This is a genomic window from Pseudoalteromonas sp. SG44-1, assembly GCF_014164315.1.
Lineage (GTDB): Bacteria > Pseudomonadota > Gammaproteobacteria > Enterobacterales > Alteromonadaceae > Pseudoalteromonas > Pseudoalteromonas rhizosphaerae.
This window is the reverse complement of record NZ_JACJEW010000006.1, coordinates 60,122-81,530: the sequence shown is the minus strand read 5'-3', so window position 1 is coordinate 81,530 and position 21,409 is coordinate 60,122. Positions and strand designations below refer to the sequence as shown.

Genomic DNA, 21,409 nt, shown 5'->3' with positions numbered 1-21,409 from the left:
GCTGGTATATGATAGCCCACCTTAAATGTGCAATTCATTTAATTAATACCAATTGCGTTAAGGTTGTACACGATTCAGCAGTCAAGTAGCCCAATAACAGGATAATAATTTCCAGCATCGTGATGCTAGAAAATTTTAACCCTAGCAATGACTGTTTAACTGACTAGAATAAACAAGACTCTAATACCATAGGTATTACCAAGTAAACGCAACACATGTGCAGTTAATAGTAAAGTGAGGCTATACTTGGTTTGATTTTTGATGGCGTCCATCAAATAACCGAATTCTGTAGGAGACAGATTATTATTTCCAAGCTTTTTCAATTTTGTCGGCAAATTATTGGCCCAACCGCCTCTGTAACAGCCGAACATACCCAAGTCTCTGCGCAGCCTTTAATAGTTGGACGCAATGAGCATGGTATTTCTCGCAAACAATTTAGCCCAAATGCAATCAAGGTATTATATCGCCTGAAAGACGGAGGCTTTGATGCCTACCTTGTTGGTGGTTGCATTCGTGATATTTTGTTAGGTCAACAACCAAAAGATTTTGATGTGGTCACCAATGCCACTCCTGATCAGGTTAAAAAGCTATTTCGTAATTGCCGCTTAATTGGCCGTCGCTTTCGTTTAGCACACATTGTTTTTGGTCGTGAAATAATCGAAGTGGCCACCATGCGAGGTCATCACGAAGCGCCTGAAGATAAAAACCAAATTAGCCAATCGAGTGACCAAGGACAACTGCTGCGCGATAACGTTTTTGGTAGTATTGAAGAAGATGCTGAACGCCGCGATTTTTCAATCAATGCGTTATATTATTCAATTAATGATTTTTCAATCCATGATTATGCTAATGGCTTAGCAGCTATTAACGCTCGACAAATCGAGATGATTGGTGATCCAGCAACCCGTTACCGCGAAGATCCTGTGCGTATGCTGCGCGCAGTTCGCTTTGCAACCAAACTCGATATGTCGATTGCACCGGCAACCGAGCAACCATTAAATGAATTAGCAAGCCTGTTAGATAATATCCCTGCAGCGCGGTTATTTGAAGAAACACTGAAACTGTTTTTAAATGGCAAGGCCGAAGCAAACTTTTTAATGCTACGTAAATATGGCCTTTTCAAATCATTATTCCCAGCCCTTGATAGTATTTTAGATAGTAATCCTGATGGCTTAGAATTCGCTTTAATTCAACAGATGTTCCGTAATACAGATGAGCGTATTAATGCGGAGAAAAAAGTAACTCCAGCATTTATTTTTGCTGCATTGTTATGGTTCCCATTATTGCAGATCACTAAAGCACTGCAAGAACAAGAGAAACTATCTGAATACGATGCCTTCGCTCAAGGTATGAACAAAGTACTCAGTGATAATGCCCAACATATTGCCGTACCAAAACGCTTTACCCTTGGCGCTCGTGATATCTGGCATATTCAACACCGCTTAGATAAACGCTCAGGACAACGTGCATATCGCCTTACACAGCAACCACGTTTTAAAGCTGCGTATGACTTTTTACTCTTGCGCGTACAGGCCGGTGAAAAACAGCATCAGCAATTAGTTAACTGGTGGACTGAGTATTTAAAACAAGACATCAATGGTCAAAAAGAGCTAGTTAAAGCGTTAGGTACGCAAGGCGCAACAAAAGGCCGTCGTCGTACTCGCCGACGCAGCCCAAAACCAGCGGCTGAATGATCATGGAAACCGTCTACCTTGGTTTAGGGGCTAATTTAAACGCTCCACGTACTCAACTAGATCATGCTGTTGCAGCACTGCGTGCATTGGCTGATTGCGAGTTTATTGGTGTATCGCATTATTACGCGAGTAAACCGATGGGCCCGCAAGATCAACCTGACTACGTTAACGCTGTTGCGGCGCTAAAAACCACGCTATTACCTGAGCAGTTGCTTGATTTAACACAACAGATAGAACTTGAACACGGCCGAGTACGAAAAGCACAGCGCTGGGGGCCACGCACCTTAGATATTGATATTTTATTATTTGGTGATCAAGTCATTAATAGCGAGCGTTTAATTGTGCCACATTATGGTCTAACTGAACGCGAGTTTGTGGTTTACCCGCTACTTGAAATAGCCCCAAATATTACGCTGCCAAATGGTACATTACTTCACAGTATTAGCACTAATTTGGCACTAAACGAATTACAACAATTACCTCTGTAATTAATTTCAGGCTGTTGCCTACGAGGATACTATGTCTAAAATAACCGTTTCTACGCTTAATAAAATGAAAGCAGACCAACAAAAAATCACGGCATTAACGGCCTACGATGCCAGCTTTGCAAAGTTATTTCATGATAACGGCGTAGACGTTATTTTAGTCGGTGATTCGTTAGGCATGGTGTTACAAGGTGGCGACGATACCCTGGCTGTCACCAATCAAGATATTGCCTATCATACTCGCAGCGTACGCGCCGGGAGCCGTGATTTATTCGTCATTGCGGATATGCCATTTATGACCTACTCAAACCCAGCCGAGAGCTGTAAAAATGCAGCAGAATTAATGCGAGCTGGCGCTAACATGGTCAAACTTGAGGGGGGCGAATGGCTGTATGACTCAGTTGTTGCGCTGACTCAACAAGGTATACCGGTATGTGGACATTTAGGCTTAACACCGCAATCAGTACATGTGTTTGGTGGTTTTAAAATCCAAGGCCGTAGTGAACAACAAGCACAAAAAATGATTAGCGATGCTCAGGCGCTTGCCGCGGCAGGCGCACAAATGCTGGTTCTTGAATGTATTCCATCTGAACTTGCCAAATTAATTACTGACGCGGTTAATATTCCTACCATTGGTATTGGTGCAGGTAATCAAACTGATGGCCAAATTCTAGTCATGCATGACTTAGTTGGCATTTCAGCAGGTTACATCCCTAAATTTTCTAAAAACTTTTTACTCGAAACAGGCAATATGCCGGATGCGGTTAAAAAATATTGTAGCGACGTTAAAAGTGGTGCTTTTCCAAGCACGGAACATGAGTTTAAATAATGCAGTCGATCACTGAAATAAAATCATTACGTAGTCAAATTAAAGCATGGCGCCAAGCCGGGCTTAGTGTAGCACTAGTGCCAACTATGGGTAATCTACATCAAGGGCATTTTTCACTCGTTGAGAAAGCCAAAAACATGGCTGATAAAGTCGTGGTTAGTATTTTTGTAAACCCAATGCAATTTGGTGTCAACGAAGATCTTGATAACTACCCGCGCACCCTCATTGCGGATAAACAAGGACTGGCAGAGCTTGATACTGATATTGTATTTACCCCAAGTGTGGAAGCCATTTACCCTAACGGTTTAGATGCGCAAAGCTTTGTCGATGTACCAAATATATCAATGGGTTATTGCGGCGGATCACGTCCAGGTCATTTTCGCGGTGTAGCAACGGTGGTTACTAAATTATTTAACTTAGTACAGCCTGACTATGCGTGCTTTGGTGAAAAAGACTATCAACAGTTGCAAGTGATTAAAACCATGGCTCATGACCTGTCAATTCCAGTAGAAATTATTGGCGTTGCAACCAGCCGTGAAGTGTCAGGGTTGGCTATGAGCTCTCGCAATGGCTACTTATCAGAAGCTCAAAAAGAAACAGCGACAGTGCTATTTAAAACCCTTAATTGGAGCGCAGAACAGTTAAACTCGGGGCAGCGTGATTTTGACGACATATGCCGACAAGCAAAGCAGCAACTAGAGCAAGCAGGGCTCAAAATTGACTACTTTGAAATAGCTCAGCGCGATACCTTAAAAAAAGCTACACTCAATGATAGTCAACTTGTGATTTTGGCGGCAGCCTTCTTAGGGCCAGTAAGGCTAATAGACAATCTGCTCGTTGATATTACATAACAATAATTGGGATAAGCATGAATTCATTATTAAAATTATCAAGCATTTCGCTGTGTATAGGCATATTAGCTGGGTGTCAAAACCAAATAGAAAACCCAGAAATGCAGCAATGCGCACAACAGAATTATCAATGTGAAGTGAACTGCGAACAGCAAAGTACCGGCGAAGGCATGGTATATAAAGTATGTAATACCAAATGTATTGAAGCCTATAACCAATGCAAAGAAAATGCTCAAGCTTTAGGTAATGTGCAATAACTGATATTAACTTGCCAATTATCATGATTGGCAAGTTTCCTCCCCCCTGCGCCTACTTTAGGCAAACTTTCTACATCCAACCATCGTGATTTTTCTGCCATTCACCTTAGAGCAAGGTTTAGTTTAGTAATATCTACTTATATTAGTAAGAAGTAGTCATACATTGCGTGTAATTATTTCCAGCTTACACAAAGAAAGTACACCCTCTACGATACTAATAAATATAAAGTCATTGAAATATATAAGTTTATTTTAGGTTCGTTTTTTGCAAACTTGAATTCAACTAACTAAAGCATTTTAAAATTAACCAGATAACGGCTAAAGGAAAAAACCTCATGGAAACGATAACGCGGGCAGCTCTGTATCCATCATTTAAAAAGAGGGCATTATTAAGTGCATTATTAGCCTTGTGTGCATGTAATGTCAGTGCGGCAGAACAACCAATAACAAAATCTGATGCGGATACTGCTGATGCTGTACCAACTACACAGCCAACTTTGCTTACAATCCCTTCTGAAAAATTATTTTCGGTGGTAACAGCTAGAGCCAAACAACTGGCTGCCAAAGACTACGTAGCAGCTCCCGTAATTGCTGTTGATGCGTTAAATAATATTAATTATCAGGACTATCGAGCGATTCGTTTTCGTCAAGATCATGCGATCTGGAAAGATGAAAGTTTATATGAGGTACAGTTATTCCATCCAGGTTTTCTCTATAAAAACCCTATCGCGATTAACACAGTTGATGCTGATGCGAAGGTAAAAAATCTACCATTTAAAACTGATTACTACCGCTATGATGGCACCGCAGCACCACTTGAGCAGGAAATTACCACAGCTTTAGGCACCACTCAGTTGGGACATGCCGGTTTTAGATTACACTTTCCTCTAAACAATAACGACTACAAAGATGAAGTTGCTGTATTTCAAGGCGCTTCATATTTTCGCATAGTGGGCCCTGATCAAGTGTATGGTATTTCAGCACGCGGCCTGGCGATTGATACAGCACTCAGCTCTGGTGAAGAGTTTCCAGTATTTAAAGAGTTTTGGTTAGTTAAGCCAAAACCTGAAGACACACATATTGTGTTATATGCATTACTTGATAGTCCTTCTGTTACTGGCGCATATCGTTTTGAGATCAGTCCATCAACAGCAACTGAAGTAACAACTAAAATGCAAATATTCGCCCGCAAAGATATCAAAAAACTAGGTATAGCACCGCTTACAAGCATGTTTTACCACGGCGAAAATAGCACTAAATTCTTTGATGATTACCGACCAGAAGTACATGACTCTGATGGTTTACTAATGCAATCACAAGACAATAAATGGGTGTGGCGTCCGCTAAATAACCCTAAACAGCTTAGTGTAACGTCATTTGGTTATGATAATCCAAAAGGTTTTGGACTAGCACAGCGCGACCGTGAGTTTAATAACTATCTCGATACTGAGGCACATTATCATGCCCGCCCAAGCTTGTGGATTGAACCACAAGGACAATGGGGAAATGGTCGAGTTGAGTTAGTAGAAATACCGACTGACACCGAGACCAATGACAATATCGTTAGCTATTGGGTACCAGAGCAACCACTTAAAGCAGGTGAAACACTTAGTTTTAGTTATAAATTGTCAACATTTAACGCGGCGCTTGCAAGCCAAGATAAAGCCCGAGTTTTACGCACTCGCATTGGCAGTGCTGCATTACCCGGTGAAGAAAATCCACCACCAAAAAGTCATCGCCAATTTACGGTTGACTTCACTGGTGACAATATTAACAACTTGTCAGCTAAACTAAAATTGCTTGCTAATTTGACCCTAAATTCAGGTGAAATAAGCGATAAAACAGTTCAACAATTACCAAATAATGAAGGATGGCGTGTTGCTTTTAAAGTCGCGCCAGAGGGCGGTAAGCCTGTAGACATGCGCTTATCATTAACACTACGTGACAAAGAAGTTAGCGAGGTATGGAGTTATGTCTGGTATCCAAATGACGTCGAGTAACAGTACAATGCCTTTTAAAAAGACTCGTGTATGGCTTTTTTCACTGTTAGTGTTAGCCATCTCAGCTTATGGTATGTGGATCATGTTTGATATTTTAAATTCAAATGGCATGACCCCGCTAGAGTATGCATTACTTGCGCTGTTTTCAATTACCTTTACTTGGATTGTGACCGCATTTTGCAGTGGCTGTATGGGATTTATTTTACAATTATTTAGAATTGACCCGCTGACACTGACGCGCCAAAAAGCAATCGAAATTGATCAGCAAGCATTGAGTAAAACCAGAACTGCTGTCGTTATGCCTATCTACAATGAAGATACACAGCGAGTTATCGCAGGTTTTGAAGTGAGCTTACGTTCACTGATAAAAACAGGCCAATTTGCGCATTTTGATTTCTACTTATTAAGTGATACACAAGATAAAGAAATAGCTAACAATGAGCTAAAAGCGTGGTATGCCTTGACCGAACGCCTAGGTGATTTTGCCAAACAAACTTTTTACCGCCGCCGTGAAGATAACAAACACCGTAAAGTAGGTAACTTAACTGACTTTTGCGAGCGTTGGGGCAGTAAATACGAGCACATGATTGTACTTGATGCAGATAGTATCATGACGGGTCAGTGTATGCTTGAGCTCACCAGCAGCATGATCAACAATCCACAAGCTGGGCTTATTCAAACGATTCCGATCCCTGTTAGGCAAGATACCTTCTTTGGTCGCTTTCTACAGTTTGCGTCAGTACTTTATAGTCCAATGCTAGCAACCGGTTCAGCTTTTTGGCAGACTAATCACGCTAATTACTGGGGACACAATGCCGTCATTCGGGTTAAAGCGTTTATTGATTGCTGCGGTTTACCGGTGCTCAAAGGTAATGCCCCTTTCGGCGGCGAAATTTTAAGCCATGACTTTGTCGAAGCATCGTTGCTGCATCGTTCTGGCTGGGATGTATTATTACTCAGTGATATACAAGGTAGCTACGAAGAAGTACCGAGTAATATTTTAGATTACGCTATTCGCGACAGGCGTTGGGTGCAAGGCAACATTCAACATTTAGGTTTGTTACCTGCGTCGGGTTTAAAAATAATCAGCAAGCTGCACTTTTTATTAGGTGCAACGGCATATATTTCATCATTAATTTGGTTATCAATGTTAGTGCTAAGTACCATAGATGCGGTCACCCGCGCACTAAACAGTAATGTCTATTTTAATCAGGCGTATCAATTATTTCCGACTTGGCAAATAGCAAAAACAGAATTAATTAACTCGTTGCTTTTTGTCACAATTGTGTTGTTATTATTACCGAAATTAATGGGGATTATTGTCACACTGATCCATCGTAATAAACAATTTGGCGGCTCATTTAAATTAATTTTAGGCTCAATCATTGAAACCGTGTTTGCCATTATTATCGCCCCGCTGATGATGGTTTTTCATAGCTACTTTGTGGTGTGTGTATTTTTAGGTAAAAAAGTAACGTGGGACGCCCAGCCTCGATCAGGCCGCATGGTTCCGTGGCAAGAAGCGATAGGTTACACATTACTATCAACCTTAATCGCCTTAGCTTGGGGCGGTATTGCTTATTACTTTACGCCTGTATTCTTTTGGTGGTTATCGCCGATCTTAGTTGGATTGATCTTAGCAGCCCCAATTGTACGATATTCAAGTAGCATAGGCTTAGGGGTTAAATTACGTAAAATGGGCATATTTATTTGCCCGAGTGAAGTTGATAATAACGACACCCTTGCAGCCTTACGTGTACATGAGCAAGAAATAGCATTACCGAATGATGATGTTGCTAACTTTACAATCCCTACATTGGGGCAAGAGCAACCTAGCGTAATGCCAATTCAGAGCTTTAAGCGCCAAGGTTTAAGTAAACGTAAACGCGTTTTAAATGCCCATCAACAGCTCAAAAAGAAGCTGTTTAACTAACCTGAACCTAGTTGATATAAAAAAACCGCGCAATTTACATTGCGCGGTTTTTTATTAACTCATAGTTGGCGTTAAGTTTAAAGAAGACCTAGCTTCTTAAGTTCGCCCATTGCCATCTTGCCAGAAAGTGGTACATAACCATCTTTCTCTACAATTTTTTGGCCATCTTGTGATAACACCATTTTTAAGAACTCTGCTTCAATAGGTGCAAGCGGTTTATTCGGGTGTTTATTCACATAAACATATAAAAAGCGCGACAGTGGGTATTTACCTGTTGCTACATTTTCAAGTGTTGCATCAACAAAGTTATCGCCTTTTTTCGCCAGTGGTACAGTACGTACGCCTGATGTTTTATAACCGATACCTGAGTAACCAATTGCATTCACTGATGAAGAAATTGATTGCACTACCGATGCTGAACCTGGTTGCTCGTTCACGTTGTTACGGAAGTCACCTTTACATAGCGCTTTGTTTTTAAAGTATCCGTAAGTACCAGATACAGAATTACGGCCATAAAGCTGAATGTCTTTTGCAGCCCAATTCCCCGTTAAACCTACATCACTCCAACGAGTCACATCTGCATCAGCACCACATTTACGAGTTGAAGAGAAAATCGCATCGATTTGGTCGATACGTAAACCTTCAATTGGATTGTCTTTATGAACAAATACTGCCAATGCATCAATCGCTACACGTACTTCAGTAGGTTTATAACCGTAACGTTTTTCAAACGCTTCGATTTCTTTTGATTTCATTCTGCGGCTCATCGGGCCAAAGTTTGCTGTGCCTTCTGTCAATGCCGGTGGCGCAGTAGATGAACCAGCCGCTTGAATTTGGATGTTCACATTTGGGTAAATACGTTTATATTCTTCAGCCCAAAAGGTCATCATGTTGGCTAAAGTATCAGAGCCCACAGATGAAAAATTACCTGAAATACCACTGGTTTTTTGATACTCAGGAATAACTGTATCTACTGCCATTGCTTGTGCAGATACAAATGTTGTTACTGCCACACCCATTGCGGCTACTAGGTTTTTAAATCTCATTAGGTTGCTCCGATTTTGTTCGTCCATTTCTTAACTGTCGTCTACTCTAAAGAGAATAGATGACAGTTAGATTACTCTAAAATGACACTTTTATGACTTTGGCTTTTTGGCTCAATTATTTAATAGCACTGTTTTTTCACGACTAAAAGCAAACGAAAAACATGATCCTTCGCCTAATTTACTTTTAATTATCAATTGGCTATCGTGACGAGTTAATACATGTTTGGTGATGGCTAAACCCAGCCCTGAGCCACCGGTGGTACGACTACGTGCTTTATCAACCCGATAAAAACGCTCAGTTAAACGATTAATATGCTCTGGTGCAATACCATCGCCATTATCAACTACTGAAAAGTACGCTTGATTATCTTTTAGCTTCCAGCTTACGGTTATTTTACCGCCCGCCTTGGTGTAATGAATAGCATTAAACACTAAATTAGAGAAGGCACTGCGCAGCTCCTCTTCAGCGCCTTTTATATCGACGTTAGCATCAATATCAAATATCAACTCATGCCCTTTGTCTTGATTCAATGATTGTGCTTCAGTCCTAATATAGCTAAGTAACTGCGGTACATTGATCGCTTTATCATTATCTTGACGTCGAGCGCCTTCAATACGTGATAACGACAATAGCTGATTTACCAAGCTATCCATGCGTTTACACTGTTCAAGCATAGTACCTTGTGCTTTATTCCACATTGCCGGTGGTGGCACCATATCGCCATCAAACATTTCTAAGTAACCAGTAACAACGGTTAATGGCGTACGTAGCTCATGAGATACATTGGCAACAAAGTCTTTGCGCATTTGCTCAAGTTGCTTCAGTCGCGTGACATCACGCACAACAACCATTAATTGTGAGCTGGCATATGGCATTACCCGAAACTCTAAAACTTGCTCAACACTGTGACCACTTTCAAGTTCTAATGCTTCATCAAACAATTCCGTTTGCATGTATTTTGCAAATTTAGGATCGCGAATAAGGTTGTCAAGCCGTTGACCATGATCCGCTGGCCACTGTAATCCAAGCACTTTCAAAGCTAGTTGATTACACCAAACAATACTTAAATCACGTTGTAGAACAATAACCGCATCAGGCACTGCTTCTGCGCCATCGCGAAAACGACGGATCAAATCAGCTAATTCATTACGTTTTTTACGGTTGCGATGTTGTAAATGGTAGATCCCTTCAAATACTTGCTCCCATGCCCCCTCGCCTTCAGGTGGATTAAAACTACGTTGATTCAATAGCCAATCACTGAGCCGATAGAGTTGATGATAATGCCAAACAAGCAGTGAAAAAGATCCTAAAAATAAAAGCAAAAATGGCGCACCAATAAGCACGCCAATTAATAATAAAGGTAGGAAATAGATAAACAGACGCTTTGCTAACGCCTGCTTATTAACAACTCGATACATACACTCACTTTACCTTAGAGTAAGTAAATTTAAGCCAAAATTAATTATTGGCTTGGTCATCTCCATGACACTTATAATTTACTGGAAAAACGATAGCCTGCACCACGTACAGTTTGTACTAAACGGTCATGACCAAGCGGTGCAATCGCTTTGCGTAAGCGACGAATATGCACGTCTACGGTTCTATCTTCAACATAGACATTAGTCCCCCATACGTTATCTAGTAGCTGTTCACGGCTATAAACACGTTCAGGATGAGTCATAAAGAAATGCAATAAGCGAAATTCTGTCGGTCCCATATCCAACTCGCTACCTTCAGAGGTAACACGGTGTGAAATAGGATCAAGACGTAAACCATGTACATCAATCGCTTCTTCCAATGAAGTAGGCGACACACGACGAATAACGGCTTTAATACGCGCCATTAATTCTTTTGGTGAAAATGGTTTAGTAACATAATCATCAGCACCGACTTCAAGACCGCGAACTTTATCTTCTTCTTCGCCGCGAGCAGTCAGCATAATAATAGGAATTTGGCGAGTATATTCACTTTGCTTAAACTTTTTAGCAATTTGAATTCCACTACCACCTGGTAGCATCCAATCTAATAACACCATATCTGGATAAGGCTCTACCATCGCTGCAATGGCTGAATCGTAATCTTCCGCTTCAATTGCTTGAAAACCATTTTGCTCTAATACAAAAACCAGCATCTCTCTGATCGGTGCTTCGTCATCGACGACAAGTACTTTACGTGACATTCCAATTTATCTCTTTCGTTATCGAACTAGTTTTCATTATTATGACTAAGTATGACATTTTTATGAAAGTGTAACGTGTAAATCGAAATGCGGGGTAAAAAATGCAAAATAAACCTTTTTAAGGTACATAATTAGCATGCATTATCAAATTTCACATTTAAAAATCATACTTTATAATTGCTACATTACTACTTTGTATTAAATTCCCCTTTCAATAATCAACTATACAGTATCACGATGTAAGCCACGAAAGCATCTTCATACTCTAACTCAATTAAAACGCCTATTAACATCGGCGATCATTAACAGAGATCAAAATCCTACCAAGTTTCATTTCAGGGATCATTCGTTTACCAACCGAGTTAGATCTGGGATCAGTGTTTTACCTAGCTAAAGCCATAAGTTGTTGATCATTTATACAACAAAGCTTTGAAATGGCTATTTTTATAACAAAACCTCTGCCAATCAAGCTGATCCTTAGTAAAAATCTGATCTCAACAAAGCACAGTTAGTAAAGCAATGATCCCAAAGCCCCTGCTTGGTAAAATAATGATCTTTTACGATCAGGCATAAAAAAGCCAGTAGCTTTAACACTACTGGCTGTTTTATAACTTAATAAATTAAATTATTTAATTTTCGGATCTAATTCACCCGTTAAATATTTAAGGTGCATCTCATCAAGTGAGATTGGTTTGATCTTACCTGCTTGACCCGCTGTACCAAATGACTCATAACGTGCAACACAGATCTCTGTCATTGCTTTTGTCGCTTCAGCTAAATACTTACGTGGATCAAAGTTTGCTGGATTAAGCGCAAGATGGCGACGAATAGCCCCTGTAGATGCTAATCGTAAGTCTGTATCGATATTTACTTTACGCACACCAAACTTAATTCCCTCAACGATCTGCTCAACTGGCACACCATAGGTTTCTGGGATCTCACCACCATATTGGTTGATGATTTCAAGCCATTCTTGCGGCACTGATGACGAACCGTGCATAACTAAGTGAGTGTTAGGAATACGTGCGTGGATCGCTTTAATACGATCAATCGCCAAAATATCATCCGTTGGCGGACGTGTAAATTTATACGCGCCGTGTGAAGTACCACACGCAATCGCTAAGGCATCAACATGGGTTTTACTTACAAAATCGGCCGCTTCTTCTGGATCGGTTAACATTTGATCTGTGGTTAGTTTACCTTCAGCACCAACGCCATCTTCTTCGCCAGCTTCGCCAGTTTCAAGTGAGCCTAGCACACCTAACTCGCCTTCAACAGACACACCACAAGAGTGTGCAAGTTCAACAGTTTTACGCGTTACATCAACGTTATACTCATATGATGATGGTGTTTTACCATCGCTCATTAACGAGCCATCCATCATCACTGATGAAAAACCTAATTGAATTGAACGTTGGCAAACGCCAGGTGAGGTACCGTGATCTTGATGCATTACCACTGGAATATGTGGCCACTCTTCAATCGCAGCTAAAATCATATGACGTATAAATGGGGCACCAGCATAGGCACGAGCGCCAGCTGAACCTTGTACAATTACTGGGCTGTTAGTTTTGTCAGCCGCCATCATAATAGCGCGGATCTGCTCTTGGTTATTAACGTTAAATGCTGGTACGCCATAACCATGTTCAGCTGCATGATCAAGAAGTTGTCGCATACTGATTAAAGCCATTTGGTATTCTCCAAATTGTCGATAGCTGCGCACGCGCAAAACTACCTAGTTCGAACGGAATAGTTGAGTTCGGTGCAATCACTGCACCTCGATAGTATTGGCTCTTGCCAAATTTACCGTCATACAAAACCAGCTATTAAATAAGGGTGAGAGGTATTTAATATCTGATCACACTCAGTGTAGTTAGCAGCCTAAACTAACAATTGCTAACTACATTGAGTAAACGCTAATTACTTAGCGCGTTGTTCAAGCATAGCAACTGCTGGTAATTTTTTCCCTTCTAAAAACTCAAGGAAAGCACCACCGCCAGTTGAAATATACGAAATTTTATCGGCAATGCCGTATTTATCAATCGCTGCTAACGTATCACCGCCACCAGCTATTGAGAACGCATTTGAATTAGCGATTGCTTGAGCAATAGCACGGGTGCCATTACCAAACTGGTCAAATTCAAATACACCTACTGGACCATTCCATACAACAGTACCTGCATTAGCAATAATTTTTGCAAGTTTGCTCGCTGTATCTGGGCCAATATCAAAAATCATATCTGTGTCTGTTACTTCGCTAACATCTTTTAATGTTGCAACGGCTGATTCTGAAAACTCATTGCCAACAACCACATCAGTAGGTACTGGTATTTCACCATTATTACTTTTAGCAGCCGCACTTAGCTTATTTGCTTCATCAATTAGGTCAGCTTCGTATAATGACTTACCAACCGGGTAGCCTGCCGCAGCAATAAAGGTATTTGCAATACCGCCACCAGTGACTAATTGATCAACAATCGTTGAAAGTGAATCAAGTACTGTTAGTTTAGTTGATACTTTAGAGCCGCCCACAATCGCCACTAATGGACGAGCGGGGTTATCAAGTGCTTTACCTAATGCCTCTAATTCAGCCGCCAATAGTGGGCCTGCACAAGCAACATCTGCAAATAAACCAACGCCATGGGTAGACGCTTGAGCACGATGGGCGGTACCAAATGCATCCATTACATACACATCACATAATGCAGCAAGCTTTTTAGATAACGCTTCGTCATCTTTGCTTTCGCCAACATTAAAGCGTACGTTTTCAAAAACGACCACTTCATTATCAGCAATTTCAACGCCATTTAAGTAATCTTTTTCAAGACGTACATTTTGTTCAAGTGCTTCATTAAGGTAATCAACAACTGGCGCTAAAGAAAACGCTTCATCATATTCCCCTTCCGTAGGGCGGCCTAGGTGTGACATAACCATTACTTTAGCGCCTTTTTCAAGGGCTAATTTAATACTCGGTAATGCAGCACGAATACGTGCATCTGAGGTCACTTTACCTGCTTTTACTGGTACATTTAAATCTTCACGAATTAACACGCGTTTGCCGTTTAAATCTAAATCCGCCATATTTATGACCGACATGGACTTCTCCTTAGTTAACGATACTGACTTGAAATATATAGGTTTTATTTTTAGGTTTGAACTTTTATATTAATTACTTGCTGCCATCATCACTCGTGCTGTATCGAGCATTCTATTAGCAAACCCCCACTCATTATCACACCACACTAACAACTTTATCAGTCGTTTATGACTGACTCGTGTCTGTGTGCCATCTATAATACAAGAATGTGGGTCATGATTAAAATCAACCGAGACCAATGGCTCTTCGGTATAACTTAAAATACCTTCTAGGCGGTCTCTCGCTGCTGCTTTTAATACCTTATTCACCGCTTTTAAATCAACATCGGCGTTGACAGTCACACTCAAATCCATCGCAGTAACATTGATAGTAGGTACTCGCACCGAAATAGCTTCAAAGCGGCCATGGAACTTAGGTAAAATACGCTCAATACCGCGAGCTAATTTAGTATCAACGGGAATAATCGACTGACTCGCAGCGCGGGTACGACGTAAATCATGATGATAAGCATCAATTACTTGCTGATCATTCATCGACGCATGAATAGTCGTAATCGCCCCTGATTCTATACCAAAGGCATCATCAAGTACTTTAATCACCGGTACTATACAGTTTGTGGTACATGATCCATTAGAGACAATCGTATGCTCAGCGAGTAGTTCATCATCATTGATACCATAAACAATAGTGGCATCAACATCCGCATCTGCGGGCTGAGAAAATAAGACTTTCTTTGCGCCAGCATCAAGATGTAACTGCGCATGTTCACGAGAGTGATACACACCAGTACATTCTAAAACCACATCAACATCAAGTAACTGCCAAGGTAATTCACGCGGGTTTTGTTCTGCAAATAAAGCAATTGTATCGCCCGCTACCGATAAGGTGTCTTCACCTAAAGTAACTGGAAACGCAAAACGGCCATGAGACGTATCATATTTAAGAAGATGAGCGATCCCTTGAGGATCAGCAAGTTCATTAATCGCAACAATTTTGATCTCGTCGCTTAAGCCCGATTCATAAAGAGCGCGAACAATATTTCGACCAATTCGACCAAAACCATTGATTGCAAGTTTGATTGCCATGAAGAAGAAAATCCACTCTAGTTGCTTGCAGATAAAGGCAACCTGCCTTTTAGATGCGCGTATTGTAATCGACCTTTGTCTTGATTATAAGAGGGAGAGTTAAATAAATGTTTTAAGCCCGCTTTTGATGCTGCAATTTTGGTAATCGACCTTTGTCTTGATTATAAGAGGGAAAGTTAAATAAATGTGTTAAGCCTGCTTTTGATGCTGCAATTTTGGTAATCGACCTTTAATCTGAATATAAAAGGCAAGATTAAATAAATGTTTACTCCCTCTCCTTTCTTCCTGATATCTACTCATAACATAGAATAAAACAGCGCTTATAGGTTCATTTTCACGAGTGAATTTTAGTCAATTTATGCTATTTAGGTTTATTATTATTGAATTATTTTATAATAGCGTTACTTTATTCAAGACAACGAACACTATTCAATCAAAAAACAATTGATGAAACTAAAAGATCATTAATCTAAACATTAGGTTAGAAATAAAATGACAACACACACAAAAATCTTAATTGCAGATGATCACCCGCTGTTTCGACAAGCACTATTACTTATGCTGGAATCAAGCTTTAATAATGCTTGCCTACTTGAAGCCGAAACAATTCCCGAATTAGAGCACAAATTAGCAAACACCACAGATGTTGATCTGATCTTACTCGATCTTGATATTCCGGGTGCACAGGGTTTTAATACGCTGAGTAATATACGTGAGCTGTATCCTGAAATAGGGGTGATTGTAGTATCAGGTTTTGAAGAGCCTGATACCATACGCAAAGCGATGAGCCTGGGTGCAGCAGGCTTTATACCTAAATCAACTCCCGTCCCTGAGATGATAAAAGCAATAGAAGATGTGCTACAAGGCAAACTATGGACACCCACCGATGATCACAATAAAAATACGCCAGAGCAACAGCAAGCAGAAAAGTTAGCAACATTAACGCCCCAACAGCATAAAATATTACACATGTTTGCCGATGGTTTGTTAAATAAACAAATCGCCTACGAACTTAGCTTGTCTGAATCTACAATCAAAAGCCATGCCAGCACAATATACTTAAAACTTGGGGTAAAAAGTCGAACTCAAGCCGTGATTTTATTAAACGAGCAGCAACTGGCACAAGCATCACTTTCACCTTTTCATCGCCATTAACTATTATAATTTTTTTCTAGCTGTTTAGTTAATAAAGCACTCATCAACGCCCGTAATGCGACGGGCTTGATGATTTTCCGCAAATAGCCAATATCGGCTTGCTTTGCCTGTACTTGCACTAACTCATCAGTTGTTGCGGTGATTAAAATCGCAGGTAATGGATACTGGCTGATTGCTCGAATACGCTTGATTAATTCAATGCCATTACAGCCATCAAGATGCTCCGAGTGAGGCTTTTGCTCCTGACGCTCAGAGTAGTCTACTGTTACAATATGCAAAGGGTTAGCGGGGAACATTGGTTCAGCACTAAGTTGATAATCAACTAAGAGAATATCAATTTCATCTTCATGTGTTTTATAAAGTGCAGACGCCTCAGCTGCGGTTGTCGCGGTAAATACACGACATTTCCAGGCTGTTAAAAGCTCGGTCATACCTGCAATAACATCTTTTTCGTTATCAATACATAGCACCCCAACTCCTTGCAAAGTCATATTCTTAGGGGCAAGTGTCGGCTTTGTTTGCTGTACACGGTTTACAATCGGTACTTCAACGCTAAACAAGCAGCCATGCTCAGGCTCTGATACCAAGCCAACCTTATGCTCAAGAATATTAGCCAGGCTTTGTGCAATATTTAAACCCAACCCCAAGCCTTTAGGGCCAATCATTTGCGTCGATAATTGTGTAAATTGTTCAAATACTTCTTGCTGCTTATCTTCGGGGATGCCAGGTCCGTTATCAATTACTTGAATACTTAAGTAATTGCCCTTACGACGACAACCCAGCAATACTTTACCGTTATTTGCATAGCGAAATGCATTACTTAAAAAGTTTTGCACAATCCGCGTTAGCAAAGTTAGATCTGTGCGGATAAATAATTGACTTGAGTGACAGCGAAAATCAATTTTATAATCTTTACTCAAGGCAGAAAACTCCGAATGCAACATACTAAATACCCGCTCCAGTGCAATGTCATTGAAAACAGGGGTGATATTGCCACTTTCAATCCGCGCAATTTCATTTAAATCAAGTAATAGGTTATTTGCTATCTCTAACGAATTATCAATTTTCTTAATTTGCTCACGCTCTTGTATTGACACTCTAGGGCTCAAACAAACCGCAGAAGAAAACAACCGAGCAGCCGACAATGGTTGCAAAAGATCATGACTACAGGCTCTTAAATATTGACTCTTTTTCAAATGAGCCTGCTCTGCTTTTAACCTTGCATCAGCGAGTTCTCGATTAGCTTTTTCAAGCTCTAAGTTTGCTAGTTCTAATTCTGTCGTGCGCGCAAGAACACGACTTTCAAGATCGGTATTTTCTTCTTTTAAATAATTTTCTGCTCGGCGAAACTCCGTAATATCTGAGAAAATCATCACAAATCCTCCACCAGGTATTGGGTTCCCTTCAATTAACAGCACCTTACCATTGGCTAACTTTCGCTCTGATTTATGCTTACTACCGGCTTTTAAGTACTCAAGACGTTTATTAACCTGCCCCTCAATATTATGTATATAGCGATTTTGATTGCTAAGGTTGAAGCGGATCAACTGGCTAATTGGGCAACCAATATAAATTAAATTTTTAGGGTAATTAAAAATATCTAGATACTGCTTATTCCATGCTACTAAATTCAAATTAGCATCTATCACAGAGATCCCTTCACTGGTATTTTCAATCGCTCCTTGCAATACTGAACGACTAAATTCAAGTTGTTGAGTAGAGTTATCCTCAACAATTTTAGCAACTTGATCAAATGCGATATCACGACCAGCCAAAGCAAAAGAAATCACCAATTTGGCTGATGCCGAGCCCATTACACTCGCTAATGTCTGCTCTGCATGCAGTAATAAAGCCTCATTATAGGTTTTATGCTTTTTAATTTTATGTGATTGATTAAATTCAGCAAAGCACTCGGCTGCTTTGTCTTGACCAATAAAGCGAGCAATTAACAGCTCGAGTTCCTGACGATCTATTTTTGGTTGTTTAGGCAGATGTGAATCTTGTTTATTATCGGTTTCATAGAAATATTTACTCTGCATTTCTTCGCGAATATTTTGCCGAGTAAGCTGTGAAACAATAAACAGCACAATAAGGTTAATAGCCAAGCCAAACAAGGTAGCCACCGTTGTAGCAGGCCAATTTGTATTGCTTAACGGGTGTGCATAAAACCCAAGCTGTGGTAATAAATTAAACAGTGCCCAAATAGAGAAACCACAAAACATGCCCCAAAAAACGCCCTTTTGAGTTGCTCTTCGCCAAAAAAAAGCAGCAACCAATGCAGGCCCTATTTGCGCAATCGCGCCAAACGCAACCTCCCCAAGTGATGCCAGCGTATCAGGGGGAGATACCAGTAACATGCAATAACTAAGTGCAATAACCACCACCACTAATATTTTTCGGATCAATAATAATCGGGATTGAAAGTGTAAAAAGTCGTGGTGCTTACGAGGTGCTAATTTAAAAATTAATGGAAAAACAATTTCATTACTGAGCATAGTACTCAAAGCAATGGTCGATACAATTACCATTGAACTTGCCGCAGAAACCGCTCCTAAAAATGCAAATAGCGACAACCACTCTTGGCCGTTATAAGCGGGCAAAAATAAAACATACGCGTCAGGGTCTAAAGAGTGACCATAATTTAATGTGCCAGCAAGGCCTATAGGGCCTGCAAAAAATGCGAATACCAAGATATAAATAGGCAATAACCAACGTGCTAAATTACTGGTTTTTTGCTCTTTAATTTCAACAAACATAACTTGAAATTGCCTTGGTAAACATAAAAAAGCTGACATAACGATGATCAATAAACCCACCATACCTACTAGGTTATAGCTTTCAAACTGCTGCGATAAAGACACAAAACCTTGTGACTTTTGCCAAATGTCTACAGGTGAATCGTAAATTACAAACGATACAAATAAGCCAACAAGTAAAAAAGCGATCAGTTTAACTAACGATTCAAAGGCAATCGCTATCATCACACCAGGATGACGCTCTGTTACATCGATAGTTCGAATGCCAAAGATAATGGTGAATCCAGCTAAAATCAGGCTAACGATTAAACCTAATTGCCAAATCGGAAAATCTTGGCTTTGCTGTAAAATTTTATAAGAGTAAACAATCGCTTTAAGCTGCAAAGCAATATAAGGCAAGGTGCCAATCATGGCCACTAACGTTACCAACAAGGCTAAGCTTTGTGATTTACCAAACCGAGCCGAAAGTAAATCAGCAATGGAAGTACTTTTGAGTTTGAGGCAGGTTTTTATGATCCGCTGAATAAAAGGCCAAGCAAATATAAATAATAAAATAGGGGCTAAATAAACCGAAATATAAGAAAAAGAGCTATTTGCCGCCTGCGCTGAAGTACCTAGAAACCCCCAAGACGTACAGTAAACCCCTAATGATAAGGCATAAATAATAGCATGCTGTTTGGCAACTAGCTTATGTCGATACTTGCCCCCAAGGTGGGCAATTAGAAATAACAAACTAATGTAACCAATACTTACACTAACCAACAACCAATTAGAAAACATCGCGCTCTTCTTTGTATCAAATTGTATTTATTATTATTTTCAATGCTTACTTTGCCCGTAAAACACAGCATATAACATTGGACTAAAGGACTAAGCGCAAGGTACTAGCCCTTATTTACAATTGTTGATTTTTTCGACTCACCTAGTATGAATCACACATAATAACAAAGGAATTTGGTCGATGTTCAACACACAATATAAAAAATTACTGCTTACATCTGCTTTTCTTACTGCCAGTACATCCGCACTGGCAGGCTACGAGATCAACATAACTGAAAACGATAAATTAACCTTCGGTGGCTACATTAAAATTGATGCACGATACGTTGACGGTGACATTGCCTATCGTGATTACTGGATTGGTGATGGCATTGCTTTAGAAGAAGACGCATCCCAGTTTCGTATCTTTGCTAACGAAACCCGTTTCAATACTAAATACCAACACGGCGAGATAACAGGCTTCATCGAAATGGATTTTTGGGGCGGCGGCGGTAATGAAATTGTCTCTAACTCAGCTAACCCGCGCATCCGACATGCTTTTATAAACTACAAAGATCTCACTGTTGGCCAAACTTGGTCAACCTTTATGAATACTAGCGCAATTCCTGAAACTGCCGATTTTGCTGGCGCAACAACAGGTCTAGTATTTATTCGTCAAGGACAAGTACGTTATAACATGGGCAACTTCCAAGTATCCATTGAAAATCCTGAGAGCTGGGGGGGCGATACCGCAAACGATAATATTCCTGATTTAATCGCACGCTATAACATCAAAGGTGATTGGGGCAATGTCTCTATTTCTGGCTTAGCACGGCAATTACATACCTTATCAGGTAACACTGAAAGCGCCTTTGGCGCATCTGTTGCGGCACGAATTAAAACAACAGGAAAAGATGACTTACGCCTACAAATTCATAAAGGTGATTTAGGCCGCTATGTAGGGGCTGCGGCTGTTAAAGATCTCTATGGTGAAGAAGTTGAAGATATCACCTCTGTATTAGTGGCCTATCGTCATTTTTGGAATGATTCACTGCGTTCAAGCGTGCTGTACGGCAAAGTTGATGGAGATGTATCCAATCGTGAGCGTACGCAATGGGGTATAAACCTCTTTCAAAACTTAACTAAAGAACTCGAAGTGGGTATTGAAGTCGGTAACTTTTCAATTGATGAGTTAGATAAAGATTCAAATTACCTACAAGCCACAATGAGATACATCCTCTAGCTGACAGAACACTTTCTAATGTTTGTTGTGTGTAATAAC

The 21,409-nt window shown here is 40.3% G+C and carries 16 protein-coding genes; 9 read left to right on the top strand and 7 right to left on the bottom strand.

The window, feature by feature from the left end; translation table 11 throughout:
* Positions 1 to 251 precede the first annotated feature (251 nt).
* From pcnB to mdoH, 7 genes are all read left to right on the top strand, one after another.
* A complete protein-coding gene (pcnB, locus tag H5187_RS04450) occupies positions 252 to 1,694 on the top strand; it encodes a polynucleotide adenylyltransferase PcnB (RefSeq protein ID WP_220493236.1) in 1,443 nt (480 codons plus the stop codon).
* Positions 1,695 to 1,696: 2 nt separating this feature from the next.
* On the top strand, positions 1,697 to 2,182 hold the full coding sequence (folK, locus tag H5187_RS04445) for a 2-amino-4-hydroxy-6-hydroxymethyldihydropteridine diphosphokinase (RefSeq protein WP_149982114.1): 486 nt from the start codon (positions 1,697 to 1,699) through the stop codon (positions 2,180 to 2,182).
* 31 nt (positions 2,183 to 2,213) lie between these two features.
* A complete protein-coding gene (gene panB / locus H5187_RS04440) occupies positions 2,214 to 3,008 on the top strand; it encodes a 3-methyl-2-oxobutanoate hydroxymethyltransferase (RefSeq protein ID WP_145235375.1) in 795 nt (264 codons plus the stop codon).
* Positions 3,008 to 3,859: a pantoate--beta-alanine ligase gene (panC, locus tag H5187_RS04435; protein ID WP_182717173.1), complete on the top strand. Its 852-nt coding sequence runs from the start codon at positions 3,008 to 3,010 to the stop codon at positions 3,857 to 3,859. Before panB ends, panC begins: the two co-directional genes overlap by 1 nt.
* 17 nt (positions 3,860 to 3,876) lie before the next feature.
* Complete coding sequence (locus H5187_RS04430; RefSeq protein ID WP_149982117.1) at positions 3,877 to 4,116, top strand: hypothetical protein; 240 nt, start codon at positions 3,877 to 3,879, stop codon at positions 4,114 to 4,116.
* Positions 4,117 to 4,451: 335 nt separating this feature from the next.
* The gene (locus H5187_RS04425; RefSeq protein WP_259398732.1) at positions 4,452 to 6,116 is read left to right on the top strand and encodes a glucan biosynthesis protein; all 1,665 of its coding nucleotides are present in this window, start codon (positions 4,452 to 4,454) and stop codon (positions 6,114 to 6,116) included.
* The gene (gene mdoH, locus H5187_RS04420) at positions 6,088 to 8,049 is read left to right on the top strand and encodes a glucans biosynthesis glucosyltransferase MdoH (RefSeq protein WP_182797582.1); all 1,962 of its coding nucleotides are present in this window, start codon (positions 6,088 to 6,090) and stop codon (positions 8,047 to 8,049) included. Before H5187_RS04425 ends, mdoH begins: the two co-directional genes overlap by 29 nt.
* 77 nt (positions 8,050 to 8,126) lie before the next feature.
* Here mdoH and H5187_RS04415 read toward each other — a convergent pair whose 3' ends face one another.
* From H5187_RS04415 to epd, 6 genes are all read right to left on the bottom strand, one after another.
* Entirely contained in the window at positions 8,127 to 9,095 is a 969-nt protein-coding gene (locus H5187_RS04415; protein WP_145235368.1) for a PstS family phosphate ABC transporter substrate-binding protein, read from the bottom strand.
* Positions 9,096 to 9,206: 111 nt separating this feature from the next.
* The gene (gene phoR, locus H5187_RS04410) at positions 9,207 to 10,514 is read right to left on the bottom strand and encodes a phosphate regulon sensor histidine kinase PhoR (RefSeq protein ID WP_182739720.1); all 1,308 of its coding nucleotides are present in this window, start codon (positions 10,512 to 10,514) and stop codon (positions 9,207 to 9,209) included.
* A 71-nt stretch (positions 10,515 to 10,585) separates the two neighbouring features.
* Complete coding sequence (phoB, locus tag H5187_RS04405) at positions 10,586 to 11,275, bottom strand: phosphate regulon transcriptional regulator PhoB (RefSeq protein WP_145235364.1); 690 nt, start codon at positions 11,273 to 11,275, stop codon at positions 10,586 to 10,588.
* A 625-nt stretch (positions 11,276 to 11,900) separates the two neighbouring features.
* Positions 11,901 to 12,965, bottom strand: coding sequence for a class II fructose-bisphosphate aldolase (gene fba, locus H5187_RS04400; protein ID WP_145235361.1), 1,065 nt, complete (start codon positions 12,963 to 12,965; stop codon positions 11,901 to 11,903).
* A 230-nt stretch (positions 12,966 to 13,195) separates the two neighbouring features.
* Positions 13,196 to 14,371, bottom strand: coding sequence for a phosphoglycerate kinase (locus tag H5187_RS04395; protein ID WP_145235359.1), 1,176 nt, complete (start codon positions 14,369 to 14,371; stop codon positions 13,196 to 13,198).
* 69 nt (positions 14,372 to 14,440) lie between these two features.
* Positions 14,441 to 15,457 (bottom strand): erythrose-4-phosphate dehydrogenase, encoded by a 1,017-nt coding sequence (epd, locus tag H5187_RS04390; RefSeq protein WP_145235357.1) that lies wholly within the window; start codon positions 15,455 to 15,457, stop codon positions 14,441 to 14,443.
* 492 nt (positions 15,458 to 15,949) lie between these two features.
* Here epd and H5187_RS04385 point away from each other — a divergent pair, with 492 nt between their 5' ends.
* Positions 15,950 to 16,612: a response regulator transcription factor gene (locus H5187_RS04385; RefSeq protein WP_145235355.1), complete on the top strand. Its 663-nt coding sequence runs from the start codon at positions 15,950 to 15,952 to the stop codon at positions 16,610 to 16,612.
* Here H5187_RS04385 and H5187_RS04380 read toward each other — a convergent pair.
* Complete coding sequence (locus tag H5187_RS04380; RefSeq protein WP_182797581.1) at positions 16,609 to 20,148, bottom strand: PAS-domain containing protein; 3,540 nt, start codon at positions 20,146 to 20,148, stop codon at positions 16,609 to 16,611. The genes H5187_RS04385 and H5187_RS04380 overlap by 4 nt on opposite strands.
* Positions 20,149 to 20,329: 181 nt before the next feature.
* Between H5187_RS04380 and H5187_RS04375 the strand changes: the two genes are divergently transcribed.
* Entirely contained in the window at positions 20,330 to 21,370 is a 1,041-nt protein-coding gene (locus tag H5187_RS04375) for a DcaP family trimeric outer membrane transporter (protein WP_145235348.1), read from the top strand.
* Positions 21,371 to 21,409: the final 39 nt, after the last annotated feature.